This window comes from Paenibacillus sp. FSL H8-0280 (genome assembly GCF_045040665.1).
Taxonomy (GTDB): domain Bacteria; phylum Bacillota; class Bacilli; order Paenibacillales; family Paenibacillaceae; genus Paenibacillus; species Paenibacillus xylanexedens_A.
This window is the reverse complement of the sequence record NZ_CP150296.1, coordinates 6800095-6813770: the sequence shown is the minus strand read 5'-3', so window position 1 is coordinate 6813770 and position 13676 is coordinate 6800095. Positions and strand designations below refer to the sequence as shown.

The following is a 13676-nucleotide window of genomic DNA, read 5'->3' as shown; positions in this document are numbered from 1 at the left end:
ACGCAGTTCCAAATGAAGGTGCATCCCTTAAGCCTGAGCCTGCGGTTTGAATCCTTCGTCTTTGAGATACTCGCCAGCTTCGCTACGCGTTTCAAAAGCCATATCCAGATTATCACCGGAATACACATACCACATGTCATCTTCGTATTTTAAAGTCAGCGTATGTCCATCTTCATCGACCCATGTTCCGCCACCCGTAGAGGTTGTAGACAAGGCAGGAGCAACAGCTTTTACTTGTTCTGGCTCCTCGAATTCAACTGCGTTGGGATTGTGAGACATCGCTTGGATCGTTTCATCTAACAAGGTTCGCAGATCTGTTTCGGAGTAATCACGAATATTGACGAATCCTTTAGCATCGGTCTCATAGTTAGGCAGTAGCCCTGCATAGATATAACCGTTACCGTTAGGATGAATATGGAGAGCAACAATTTTTTTATCATACGCACTATCCTCGTAGTGGAAATTAACACGACCGAGAGAAACATCTTTGCGTTGCAGTTGGGGATACGATTGTAGCACTTCTAGCTTTTGTTCCACGTTAAGCATAATTGCCTCCTGTAAATGTTCAATAGAGGTGATTATAACATGCCCTCCTGTTAATTTCCCGACAAAATGTTTCTCCCCAGTTCTTTTAGGTGTTCCATAACTTGCAGATAGGGATATGGGCCGTAGCTTACACGTGCTACACCCAGTGTGGCAAGCTGTTTTGGTGAAGGCTCAGGAGACGTAACCATAACGTTAATTGGCAGCGGTGAACGCTCACACAATTCCTGAATCAGTTGGTGATCCTGCAAACCGGGTACAAACAGACCACTGGCTCCTGCATCTGCATAATGGCTCGAACGTATAAGTGCTTCCTCCAGGAGAGAGTGGTTATGGTGTTCAGGGGCATGTTGCAGAAAAATATCTGTGCGGGCGTTAATGAACAACGGTATGCCTGCCTGCTCCGCAGCTTCCCGGGCGGCGGACAATCTCGGGCATTGCTCCTCCACAGTGTACAATCCCAAGCCAGCGGGAAGTTGATCTTCAATGTTGATTCCTACAGCACCATGATCGATGACTTGTAGGATACTTTGCTTCACTTCTGACACAGACCTCCCATACCCTCCCTCTATATCGATCGTTACAGGCAGATCCACACTCGCTGTAATCCGTGCGAGATTGGCAAGCACCAGATGGAATGACATGGCTTCACCATCGTGTTCACCGTGGGCCGCAGCAATGGACCAGCTTCCGGTAGCAATGGCCGTTGCTCCAGCGGATTGGATGGCTTGTGCGCTTCCGGCATCCCACACATTGACCAGAACAAGTGGTTTTCCTTTCACATGGTATTGTTGGAACAACGCTGCTTTTTCTTCTAAGGTACTCATATTATGTTGACTCTCCTTTGTTATATCATGCATTCCTTCGGACATTTGATACGTACTTCATTACTTCCTTCTGTTTTTCAGCTACCCTGTTTTTGTTTCTCGTGAGTCAACAGCCAGTTTTTACGAGTTAATCCCCCGCCGTATCCACCCAGTTCGCCACTGGCATTAATTACACGGTGACAAGGAATCACAATCGCAAGCTGATTGGCCCCATTCGCCTGTGCCACAGCTCGGCAAGCAGTCGGTTTTCCCAGTGCATTTGCAATCTCTTGATATGACCTCGTTTCACCAGCCGGAATGGCCAGCAACTCGTCCCAAACACGCTTTTGGAATGGTGTTCCTAAACAGAACAACGGTGTGTCGAATGCTGTCCGAATACCTTGAAAGTACTCGTTTAGTTCACGCTCAATGGACTGGATGGGAGCTGTAGTGCCGGGTACAATCGCTGATTTGGTTCGTTTGCGCAGACGCTCAACTTCGCGCTCCAGACCTCTGCGGTCCACAAATTCCAGTAAATATAGCGACTCCTCATCTGCAATGGCCATCATCGGACCGAGGCGGGTGTCAATCCAGGACGCTTTTAGGATATGTCCTTCATCGACTTGTGTAGGGGCAGCACCCATGATCCGTGAAAAGGCATCGCGGAAACCGCTGCTTGATTCATATCCGGTAGATAATTGGCTATCAATCACGGTGCGGCCGGAGCGAATGTTTTTCAGGGCAAGTCCCATGCGGCGAGCGCGAGCATATTCTACAAAGGTCATGCCGAACCGCTTTTTGAACTGACGGCGCGCCGTGGATTCATCGATGGAGAGGGCCTTGAAATCCTGTCCTTTCCAGCGTTTCTCCGGATTTTTCTCCACAGCTTCCACTAATATGCGAACGACATCGGATACTTGGTTGGGGTGAGAGAGCGGGCGACAGCGCTGGCAAGGGCGATAAGAGGCCAGAAGTGCTTGTTGAGCCGTCTCATAGAATTCGCAGTTTTCGAATTTTGGCTTTCGCGCAGGGCATGTGGGACGACAGAACACACCTGTGGTTCGGACTCCAACATAGAATAAACCCTCGTATTCCGAATCCTTGGCCACAAGCGCCTCGTAATATTGTTCCTTCAGATCAGCAGAAATCATGGGGGCACGTCCTTACTCCTTAGAATCTTTATCTATACCTATTATAGAAAAACGTTGCAGCAAGCATCGCCGAAAATCAGGCATGAATATTGGATAGATTAATTCGGATATCACATTGAAATTCGGTTGTTCAGAATTTGTTTAGAGTGAACTGGTAGTATAGACCTATCAGGTTAGGGAGACTTAGGCAAAGATACCTATATAGTGAAAAATATAATTATTGATCATTCATTGTTATAGGAAAAATACATAGGTAATCATGAAATTAAAGATTAGCGGAATGAAAGTCTGGAGGTCGACTAGAATGAGATATTCTACGTACAAAAGTATTTATGAATCCGTTTATACCAAAACGTCCGAGTCCCGCACCATGTATGTTAAAGATCAATTCATGCAGCGTGTGAAGACGCCAACCTGGCTAATGAAAATCGTCACTATAACTCTAATTATAATCATAGGATGTAGTGCTGTATTCACTGCATTTGCCGGGGATGAGCAATTGTTGTCGGGGGACCAAATCGTTGTATCTCAGGGAGATACACTGTGGGGCATTTCATTGGCACATAAACCTCAGCAGATGGACACTCGTGTGTATGTAGAAGCAATCAAGAAAGTGAACAAAATTGAGCATAACGCCATTCAGATTGGACAAGTGTTGGTCTTGCCTGGGTTTGATCGATAAGTTAAACAGTGCATGACGTCATGAACAGAGTTCTTTTTTTACTCATCGAGGTGCAGTTACATACTGAATTTATTAATCATTTACATATAATGGAGCTTCATGTGGGACGATATGGTGTAGTGATTAATAAGTGGTGTGTTGGATATACGTGCCGAAGATGGATGAAGGGAGAATTAGATGATGAGAATAAATATAAAGAAATCTGTACTTTGCATGTCTGTGCTCTGTATTTCGCTATTAGTTAGTGCCTGTGGCGCCAAGAATAATAATGAATCGGTTCAGGAGCACGCCTATCCGCAATCGAAGCAACCCGTAGAGGAAGCTGGAGAAAACTCTGTTCCGAATGCGGATGCGAAGAATAACAATGACCAAGGCAGTACCAGTGGTGATGAGGGCAAGCCTACGGCTCAATCCGAATCCACTGAACCGTCTGAGCAGATTGATATCGTCATTGACCAGTCGGAGAAACCGATGGAGGGCAATAGCTTTGATTTTGGAATTAAACAGGTTCCGAAGGGTTATGCATTAACGGAGATGCGATGGACGTCTAACACGGTGACGATTGTAAATTCGCTACAGGAAGCCATTGAGCATGGTGGAAATGGTGAAGAGGGATTTTACTTTAGCGGCAATGGACAATTCTCCGGATTTATCTATTCGGATGAGATGAAGGGCGAGCGCGGTAAAGCCACGTTTGTGTTCACGAATGATGAGGGGAACGAAATCATGTCCGAAAAAGAAATTACGTTGAAGTAGCGCAGGCATATCATGAAGGCTCCGTCCAGAGCCTGTTGAACAGGAAAAGCAGCCGCTTGGGCTGCTTTTTTTGACATACATAATTACAAGATCGCCGATCTATCTGTTGCTACATCTATAAAGATTGAACTGAAGATTTACACGAGAACGTAGAGGACAGAAACAATCGGAAGAAGCGGAGCTAAAAGCTTTCTAAAGGAAAGCTGCTTCGGAAGCATAAACTTCGCCTTTATACCCTGATTTTCACCTTTATAAAAGTAATTAAAAAATCGGGGGATAACAGCGATCTGAAGGTTGTTCTGTCATCGGAGTGGCAAGTGTAAAAATTACTTTTTAGTTCAATTTATATAGTTGCTACATAAAGTCAAAGAAATAACGGACCACATGGAACATAACCGGAGAGGTATAGGTCAGGCTATCGACCCGGCTCAGGTAGCTTTTTTTGAGCGAATCGAACTTGTTGTCATCTCCAATTAACAGATCGCGCTTCAGTACAGACACCGTCAGACTGCCAAAGAATCCGGCCAGACTGATCAACACCCCGATGAACAGCGAGAATTTCCAATCAAATGGCGTCAGGTAGGGATGGATGAAATAAGACGTAGCTGTCGTTACAATAAACGCACACGCAAACCCTTCCCAGGTGACAAATGGATTGGCGGTAGGCACCACTTTTCGTTTGCCCAGATAGAGAGAGACCAGATAGTGCACCACATCATTAAGCTGTGTTAACACGACCAAGAACAGCACCAGCCTGGAGCCGTACTCCGGTGAGGCAAATGGGAAATAGGCCAGGTGGCTCAGTCCAAACACCATCAGCATTAGTCCCCATTGTGTGGAGCTGACACTGCGCAGGAAACCGACCGTACCTTTGTTAATCAGGCGTGGCAAGGGCAGCACCAGGAACACATATAGTGGAATAAACACGATAAACATGCCATACCATCCAATGTAGATCCAGTAAAACTGAACCGGAATCGCCAGATAGGCCCAGAGGAACAGCCTGCGGTCGGCTTTGCGTGTACTGCGAATCATGGAGAAGTATTCTTTGAGTGAGAAGAATGCAAGCACCATGAGGGAGATGAGGGACACGATGGGGTTGAAGAGGGTAGCGAGGCAGAAGATCACGAACATGCCCCACCAGGTTTTGATTTTTTGGCCGATGCCTGAATAGTCTTTGCTTGGCTGAAGCTTTGCAATAATTTTGTACACGATATGTATCACAAGTAAAGCTGTAAAGATTAACGTTAGTGTAAAGAGTGAACTGCTCACGTACCAATCACCTGCTTATTCAAAGTAAGATTCCATTATAGGGTACCTATGTTATTATGAAGGAATAGTACCAACTTGATAAGGGGAAATTTTGCTATGACAGATGAACGCTCCATCTATATCCTGCTTACGAATACAGGAACGCTGTTTACCAAGGTTATTCAGAGTTATACCCGAGCGCCATATAATCACGCATCGATCTCATTTGACCGGGAGTTAACCGAGCTTTACAGCTTCGGCCGCAAGCATCCGAGCAATCCGCTGAATGGCGGGTTTGTGAAGGAAAATATTCAGACAGGTACATACAGCAAGTATCCCAATACCACATGTGTCATATACAAGCTTCAGGTGACGGATCGGGAAGTGGAAAAGATGAAACGTGTGCTGCACATCTTCATCCGCAGCCGCCAGAAATATATGTACAATCTGCTCGGCGTGATCGGCATTACGCTCAAGGAGCCGGTGGAGTTCAGCAACTCCTACTTCTGCTCCCAATTTGTAGCCGAGATTCTACAGCGTTCGGGAATCAAACTGTGGAACAAGCTGCCTGCGCTGGTGACACCGGATGATTTTCGCCAGAGTGAACGATTGCAACTGGTTTATGAAGGGAAATTAAGCGAGTATACGCTGGGGAATGCAGAGCAAGAGTAGGGTAGGTGTGTGTGCTGATGCTTGCCAAGGAAATCGAACCATGAAATAGCCTGCTGCCACGAATGACGAGGCAACAGGCTGTTTGTGTACTTCATATAGATGATGGTGAGGATGAGGATCGGTCAAAATTAACCTCTTCAAGGAATTCGATCACTTCACCATTCGGACTGTGGACGAGCGCATTTCTAACCCGAAGTGCAGGTTCGCCAAGCGATATCCAATCCGGTTCAACGTAGGCCTTGGCTCCATGGGCGAGCGCTCGCTGATAGATATCTTCTACATCATGCACGTAAAAGGCGAAATGTAACAGTGCGCCGTGCCGGACCGCTTCAGGAGAGGTGGCAGGTTCACCCTCGGCGGGAATGACGGCTTTTGGGTCAAATACCTCAATACAGGTGCGCTGATCCGGAGAGATCAGCATACATGCCTCGGTAATGTGAAAGGAAGGCAAACTCCAGGAGTGACCGACCTTGAATCCCAATACTTTTGTATAAAACGCCAGAGTATCTTCGTAATTACGAGCCTGAATGGCTACATGTGCAAGTCCAATAACACTCACATTACATCGCTCCTTTTTCAGATTGTATTCTAAATTATAGGGTTGATATCGCATTGGAACCATACAATATCAAAGGATATAATGAGATGAAATCTAACTATTTTTAGCTAATTCATTAGAATAACCTTATTAAATAAGTCGACGACTCGGAGGTCTTACAAATGGAACACATGATAGATGAAATCGATCAGCAGATTATGCGCTTGCTGCAACATCATGCACGTATCCCCATTGCACAGATAAGCAAAGAAATTAACATGTCCCAACCTTCGGTTAAGGAAAGAATTCTGAAACTGGAGGAGAGAGGTGTAATAACGGGCTATTCAACCATCTATAATCTGGCCCGGTTAAACCGTGGAACCACAACGTTTATTTTACTCAAAACAGAGTATTGCGAAGAGTTGGTCCAGTTCTGTGAACAGGCCATCGAAGTCACGGATGTCTATCGGATTAGCGGTGAATATAACTATCTGATCAAGGTACAGACGGCGTCTATTGAAGAGCTTGCCGAGTTCCAGGATTCACTGGTGAAGCTGGGACCCTCCAAATCCCATATCAGCATGAAAAATATTATGGAAAACCGTGTTCTCCTTTAAGATATGAGAGAGACTAGAGAGAAGACATTTGTTCTGGCACCGGATTCGTTCAAAGAAAGCATGACAGCGAAAGAAGTATGTATCGCGATGGAAAAAGGTTTGCGTAAAATATATCCGACGGCCCACTATATTCATGTACCTATGGCAGATGGTGGGGAAGGTACGGTGCAGTCCCTTGTGGACGCTTCCGGCGGTGTCCTTCACCAGCAAGAGGTCAGCGGACCATTGGGTCAGACAGTCACTGCACAGTATGGCATTCTGGGTGGCGGAACAACGGCGGCCATCGAGATGGCGTCGGCCAGCGGCATCCACTTGGTTGCCAAGGACACCCGGGACCCGCTCCGGACGACAACCTATGGAACAGGCGAGTTGATTCGCGCATGTCTGGACCTTGGCATACGCAAGATCATCATTGGCATTGGTGGTAGCGCGACCAACGATGGTGGGGCTGGTATGGCTGAAGCGCTTGGTGCGAAGTTTCTGGATGCAGAGGGTCGTCCGCTTGCACGTGGGGGCGGGGCTTTGGATCAACTGGCTCAGATTGATGTATCTGGTCTGGATGAGCGTTTGCAGGAAGTGGAGTTCATTGTGGCCTGTGATGTGACCAATTCTCTATGTGGGGAGCATGGCGCATCAAGGGTGTTTGGACCACAAAAAGGGGCGACTCCAGAGATGGTTGAACAGCTGGATACGAATCTATCCCATTATGCAGATGTGGTGAAACAGCAACTTCATAATGATATCCGAGATGTACAAGGAGCGGGAGCGGCTGGTGGATTGGGCGCAGGACTCTTGATTTTTACACAGGCTGTATTACGTAAAGGGATTGAGATTGTCATTGAATATACTGAGTTGCGTAAAAAGTTGCTTGCTGCGGATGTGGTATTTACAGGCGAAGGCGGTATCGACTTCCAAACGAAATTTGGCAAGACCCCCTATGGTGTTGCTCGAGCAGCCAAGGAAGCGGGTAAACCTGTGATTGCTCTTGCAGGCTGTGTTGGCGAAGGGATTGACACCCTCTATGTGGAAGGCATCGATGCCATATTTGGTATTGTGCCTGGGGCAGCAGATCTGGATCGACTATTGCGAGAAGGCCCGGAGAATGTGGAACGTACCGCCGAGAATATTGCAAGAGTACTGAAGCTGGGGTTACTTTCTTAGGTCAGCGACCCTCGGGATCGCATGGGGCTGGATTGAAATGTAATGTGACAAAGACGGGATACGGATATGCCTGATATCAGGTGATCTGTCTCTCGTTTTTTTTGCTGTGAAGTTCCATTGTATAGTTGTCGTTCAGGTTGCTTCGTTCGCGTTATTTTTACCCTTGATGGCACCTTGTGTGCTGTTCAGGTAGTTTAGATGTCTTTTGCCCCAACCACACATGCCGTCCAATAACGTACCGATGGTCTGGCCGTGTTCGGACAGGCTGTATTCTACCTTTGGTGGAACATCACCATAGAGCGTGCGCACAATTATTTGATCCTGCTCCAGCTCACGCAGTTGTTTCGTTAACGTGCCTTGGGCTACATCAGGAATCATGCGTCGTAGTTCACCGAATCGCTTCGTACCTTCCTTTAATAAAATAAACAAGATAAGGGGTTTCCACTTCCCATTAATGGTCTCCAGTGTTGTCAGTACTCCCTGCAACCTTGGTTCTTGTAAATCCATAGTAATCACCTCGATTTATACGTTTATATGTATCTCCATCATACCGGATTTTCTCTATCTCTGCTTGATCGTCTCTGTGAAAAGAGGGGAAACCGTCGTAATCCCATCCCAATAGTACGAATATTCGTACTAGGTACGATGTAAATGCGTACTATTCAACGTCCTTCATTTCATGAATAATGAACACCACGGGAGAGCACTAGCACGTACATAACCGGAGATGAGAGGATGATCATAGATGAATCAGTATACATTGGAGAATAAACGGGTCGTTGTTATCGGAGGGAGCTCGGGCATCGGACTGGCTACGGCAATTCAGGCAGCTGCCGCAGGTGCGGATGTGATTATTGCAGGAAGATCGGCGTCCAGATTGGAGGAAGCAAGGGAACAGATTACGAAGGCTGTGGGCACAGGCGTGGCTGGAGAAACGGTGGTGGAAGTTCATGTATTGGACAATCAGGATGAACAGCAGCTCGAAGCATTTTTCGCCCGAATCTGAACGTTCGATCATCTCTTCACACCAGGAGCAGCCTACACTCGAGGACCACTGACTTCGGATCGGGAGACGGCAGAGAGTTGTTTCAAAGGCAAGTTCTGGCCTCAATACTTTGCGGCTAAATATGCTGCACCGTCTCTGTCAGCTTCCGGCTCGATCACCTTAATGTCTGGTGGATTCAGCCAGCGTCCACTGGATGGCGGTGCTTCCTACGCTGCATGTAACGGTGCAATTGAGAGCCTGGGCAAAGCACTCGCGGTGGAATTGGCACCGGTTCGTGTGAATGTTGTATCCCCTGGAACCATCTGGCGGGAGGGGCAAGAAGGGACGCCACGTGGTGACCATTTTAAAGATTATGAGAAGTTGTCTCTACTCAAGCGGGTTGGCTACAATGAAGAAATTGCACATACAGTTACGTATCTGATGACCAATACGTTCACGACCGGTAGCACATTGTATGTGGATGGCGGGTACACCTTGATTTAAGAGCTGGAGTTATATAGGTCCAAAAGAATACTATTTTAAAAATAAAATGATGAAATATGGCGAAAAAAGTTGAGATCTATCCTGTTTTTGTACTACAGGGTGGATCTTTTTCCTTTTATTTACTCTTTTTGTTTAGAATCTGTTTATCGCAGTGTACTACAATAGGCCTTACGTATCAGATGGATTGAATTTATATGTAAAAAACATGAGATAGGGAGGAACAAGTACATGAATTACAGGAAAATAATTAGTTTGGTGCTCATTATAGTGTTAATAGCTCCATGGTTGGCACCAGCAGGGAAGGTTAGTGCGGAAGCCTCCTTTCCTGTACCAGGAAAGGGTGGCTTAATCACAATCAAGCCTACGGGTGATAACAATGTTGAAGTACATTGGGAATATGCGGACTCCTCTACGCCATCATATGAATTAAAATATCAGGTCTACGTCTCTGTTTATCCTAACCTGAAAGACATGGAAGAAATCAGGGACTCACTAGACTATGGGAACGATGATTGGATTAGTGGTGCAGAATCTGAAGACGGTACGTTTTCCAGAGAATTTATGGGTTTAAGCGACAGCGTAACTTACTATTTCAATGTAATTGTTAATGATGGCAAAGGTATGGAATCTGCGTACCAGATGCAATCTTACGACCCTAGTACACAGTTGAGCGAGTTGGACCAGTTTAACGAAATCAAAAAAAAGATAAATCAGGGCGATACTTCTGACTTTAAACAGGAAGTTATAGACCTTTTTCTTAACGAACAATTCATAGACAAGCCTGATTTTAAATCGTTATCTGAAGACGATCAAATTGATATCGCAGTACATTTACTAAATCTTGATCCACCAACTAGCGATGGATATCAGAATAAGGGACAAGTTCAATATCTGGTGCAGTTGGCTTTGCAAGCTCTGGAACTTCCCCGTAAAATTGGAGGATCAGACTCCAGAATAGTCCTTGATGAATTTTATGGAAAGCTAGCAGAGCGGAAACTGCATTTTGATTATCCTAGTGTCGAAGAGGGATACTATGAACGTATTGATCTGTATCTCAACTCTTCAGATATTGAAAAACGTATGACCGCTTATATATATGAGCTTAAAATTAAAGGGCCCACTTCCATTAAGAAGATTCTGGGTTATAGGGATACAGTAGTAGGTGATACTCCTTTTATTAACAAGGTAGAAACGCCGGAAGAGATGTCGGAATCGTTGAGAAAGATGTCAGAAATTCAAAAAAGTATCGAGTTGTACAACTCCAAAGAAGAAAATCAAGAAAACCCACTTGGAAGCTTCCCTTTGAACATTAGTAAATGGGAGGATCTTACGTCCGAGGAGAAAGAAGAATTAGCAGAATATATGCTTAGTGAAAGACCCGATGAGGGATATACAAGTTTTGAAGAAATTCAGACTGCATTTAATAAATTTTTCCCTGATGATAACGAAAGTGATCCATTAACGGTCTTAAACACTGCAAAGAGCACCAGTAATATAGCGGCTATGCGTGTAGCTATGGAAAACCCGGATCTGGGTATTACTCTGCCTAACCGATACGGTGCTTTATCCTTGCAGGTTAGAGATTTCATTGCAGGATTCCTGATTGAATATGTAAATAAAGATTACAAAAATAAAGAACAGGTCCAATATATGATGGAACTTGGTGTATTGGCACAATCTGTTTGGGAGCAGAGGGAACTCAGTGTTCTTCAGAACAAGCTGGATCTACTCGCACAGCAATTGGTAGATGGACCTGATCACTTTATTAATGACCAGCAGACATATGTGTTACGTAGCCTTGGACAACAACATTTGGAACGTAGCAAAGTAGATAAAGGTGTACTGGCATTCAATTACTTGCATCTAGTTGCATTCGAAAGGTTGGAAGGAGTGTCTAAAGGGGATATTGTTGATCCTGATATTGTCCTGAATCTCTTCTCTATGCCTATCGATTCATTTGAGCAAGCTACTTCTATACCGCGAATGGATCAATGGCTTGATAAAGCAATGAAAGATCAGATTAAAGGTGAAGCATTCTTCAGCAAATACAAATTTAATCTTAGAGGCGCTCTTGATTTATCCAAAAGAGCAGAACTTAGTCCTGAAGGCCAGAAGGAATTGGCTGAATGGGTCGTAAATGAACAAGACAGCTATGAGGATGTTGGGAATCTGCAATATGTATTTAACCGATTCTTTACCGCTCCTAATGTGAAGGGCAATGACATCAATAACACCCTAACGGGCTTGGACAACACGATGGAGATTTCCTTCGACAATAAGTTGCACTGGATTGATGTTGCCTTCATTCAAAAAATGGACCTTAGCGGCAACAAAACGGTATGGGTTCGTTACAAAGCAATCAGCGATGAACTGCCAGGCCGCGCTGTGAAGTTTGTCTTTACACAGAATGGTGATAGCAGCACAGATAATGGCAATACTCCAACGCCTAACCCGGGTGGAAACACAGGTGGTGGTGGCGGATCATCTACGACTACACCAGTAACGTCTACACCTGCACCAGCAACGAAACAAGAGCAGATCGTGGTTGACGTTAATGGAACAAACGGTACCAACTTGACCAAAACGCCAATCACACGTACAACCGAAACCAACGGCACGATCAAAGATCTGGTGAAAATGACCGAAGCAATTGCCAAGGAATCGGTGGAAAAAGCGAAACAATTGAACATGAACACCGCACGCATTGTTATTCCAGATACCAAAGATTCCGTGTCCGAGACACGTATTGAACTGCCTAAGGCAGCGGTGAAAGAATTGAATGATGGTTCGCTGAAACTTGAAATCTCTACAGAGAATGTAGTGATTTCCGTTCCGACGAATTCCATCGCTGGATTCGATCAAGACTTGTACTTCCGCGTTGTACCTTTGAAAAAGGAATCGGAGCGCAAAGAAGTTGAAGAACGTGCGAAAAAAGAGCAGTTGATTCAACAAGTTGCTCCGAATACGAATGTGCGCGTATTGGCTCGTCCAGTAGAGATCGACACGAATATGCAGAGCCGCGAAGTGACACTCACATTGCCACTGCGTGACAGTCTGCCAACCGATCCGGCTGCTCGTCAGCAAGCATTGGACAACCTGGCGATCTATATCGAACACAGTGACGGCACAAAAGAATTGATTCAAGGCAAATTGGTGAAACTCGCGGATAACAGCGAAGGCATTGAGTTTACTGTAACGAAATTCAGTACGTTCACCCTCGTTGTTGTGGATGGACTGAAAGCTTCACGAGGTACACATCAACCGTACATCCAGGGATTTGGCACGGATTTCCGCCCAGATGCATTCGTAACACGTGCTCAAATGGCGGCCATGCTGGCTCGCAATCTTCCAACTGAAGCGGCAGCAGGTTCCGCGAATAGCGTGAGCTACAAGGATGTTTCTGCGACACACTGGGCAACAAGCGACATCCAAAAAGCGCAATCCGCTGGCATCATGAACGGCATGAGCAACACTCAATTTGCACCGGAAGGTTCGATCACCCGTGCACAGATGGCAACGATTGCGTATCGCTGGATGCAGCAACAAGCGAGTGCAACAACCGTGAATGGTCCAGCAGTTTCCTTCACAGACGTATCCGGAGACCTGTGGGCAGCAGATGCCATTGCATACGTGCAATCCACTGGCCTGATGGTAGGTTATAACGATGGTACATTCAAACCGAATACCAAGTTGACACGTGCGGAAGCGGTGAAAGTGTTGAACGTACTGTTCAACCGGACATCACTCACTGGCGCAGTTACGCCAACGTTCAGTGATGTACCAGCTACACACTGGGCATATGCAGATATCGAAGCTGCAGCGCAAAAATAATATTTTTAAAAGAAAAAAGGGGTCATTAACGCAGTAGCATATGGAAAAGAGAACCCCTAATGACGGATAGGATATGACAATACAATAGATAGAATAAAAAAAGAGCTGTTCCAAAAGCCATACATTGGCTAGGAACAGCTCCTTTTTGCGGTTTAGTGTGACTCAACAATGGTACGTCA

The 13676-nt window shown here is 45.6% G+C and carries 12 protein-coding genes and 1 pseudogene; 7 read left to right on the top strand and 6 right to left on the bottom strand.

Features of this window, described 5'->3' with window-relative positions; translation table 11 throughout:
• Positions 1–27: 27 nt before the first annotated feature.
• From MHI12_RS29685 to MHI12_RS29675, 3 genes are all read right to left on the bottom strand, one after another.
• Entirely contained in the window at positions 28–546 is a 519-nt protein-coding gene (locus MHI12_RS29685; protein WP_405171092.1) for a hypothetical protein, read from the bottom strand.
• 50 nt (positions 547–596) lie between these two features.
• The gene (locus MHI12_RS29680) at positions 597–1370 is read right to left on the bottom strand and encodes an isocitrate lyase/phosphoenolpyruvate mutase family protein (protein WP_405171091.1); all 774 of its coding nucleotides are present in this window, start codon (positions 1368–1370) and stop codon (positions 597–599) included.
• Positions 1371–1447: 77 nt separating this feature from the next.
• Complete coding sequence (locus MHI12_RS29675; protein ID WP_133386327.1) at positions 1448–2500, bottom strand: bifunctional transcriptional activator/DNA repair enzyme AdaA; 1053 nt, start codon at positions 2498–2500, stop codon at positions 1448–1450.
• A gap of 304 nt (positions 2501–2804) precedes the next feature.
• Between MHI12_RS29675 and MHI12_RS29670 the strand changes: the two genes are divergently transcribed.
• The gene (locus MHI12_RS29670; protein ID WP_076252012.1) at positions 2805–3182 is read left to right on the top strand and encodes a LysM peptidoglycan-binding domain-containing protein; all 378 of its coding nucleotides are present in this window, start codon (positions 2805–2807) and stop codon (positions 3180–3182) included.
• Positions 3183–3359: 177 nt separating this feature from the next.
• Complete coding sequence (locus tag MHI12_RS29665; RefSeq protein WP_405171090.1) at positions 3360–3938, top strand: hypothetical protein; 579 nt, start codon at positions 3360–3362, stop codon at positions 3936–3938.
• 354 nt (positions 3939–4292) lie between these two features.
• Here MHI12_RS29665 and MHI12_RS29660 read toward each other — a convergent pair whose 3' ends face one another.
• Complete coding sequence (locus MHI12_RS29660; RefSeq protein WP_405171089.1) at positions 4293–5210, bottom strand: phosphatidate cytidylyltransferase; 918 nt, start codon at positions 5208–5210, stop codon at positions 4293–4295.
• A gap of 96 nt (positions 5211–5306) precedes the next feature.
• Between MHI12_RS29660 and MHI12_RS29655 the strand changes: the two genes are divergently transcribed.
• Positions 5307–5861, top strand: coding sequence for a hypothetical protein (locus MHI12_RS29655; protein ID WP_076252008.1), 555 nt, complete (start codon positions 5307–5309; stop codon positions 5859–5861).
• A 91-nt stretch (positions 5862–5952) separates the two neighbouring features.
• Here the strand turns inward: MHI12_RS29655 and MHI12_RS29650 are convergent, their stop codons facing one another.
• Positions 5953–6420, bottom strand: coding sequence for a VOC family protein (locus MHI12_RS29650; protein WP_405171088.1), 468 nt, complete (start codon positions 6418–6420; stop codon positions 5953–5955).
• A gap of 161 nt (positions 6421–6581) precedes the next feature.
• Here MHI12_RS29650 and MHI12_RS29645 point away from each other — a divergent pair, with 161 nt between their 5' ends.
• Both MHI12_RS29645 and MHI12_RS29640 read left to right on the top strand, forming a co-directional pair.
• Complete coding sequence (locus tag MHI12_RS29645) at positions 6582–7016, top strand: Lrp/AsnC family transcriptional regulator (RefSeq protein ID WP_405171087.1); 435 nt, start codon at positions 6582–6584, stop codon at positions 7014–7016.
• 3 nt (positions 7017–7019) lie between these two features.
• Positions 7020–8177, top strand: a complete 1158-nt coding sequence (locus tag MHI12_RS29640; protein WP_405171086.1) for a glycerate kinase — start codon at positions 7020–7022, stop codon at positions 8175–8177.
• 132 nt (positions 8178–8309) lie between these two features.
• Here the strand turns inward: MHI12_RS29640 and MHI12_RS29635 are convergent, their stop codons facing one another.
• Positions 8310–8684, bottom strand: coding sequence for a winged helix-turn-helix transcriptional regulator (locus tag MHI12_RS29635; protein ID WP_405171085.1), 375 nt, complete (start codon positions 8682–8684; stop codon positions 8310–8312).
• Between the two features lie 238 nt (positions 8685–8922).
• On the opposite strand from MHI12_RS29635, the pseudogene MHI12_RS29630 reads away from it, so the two are divergent.
• Positions 8923–9666, top strand: a pseudogene (locus MHI12_RS29630) (SDR family oxidoreductase).
• A gap of 228 nt (positions 9667–9894) precedes the next feature.
• On the top strand, positions 9895–13497 hold the full coding sequence (locus MHI12_RS29625; RefSeq protein ID WP_405171084.1) for an S-layer homology domain-containing protein: 3603 nt from the start codon (positions 9895–9897) through the stop codon (positions 13495–13497).
• Positions 13498–13676 lie beyond the last annotated feature (179 nt).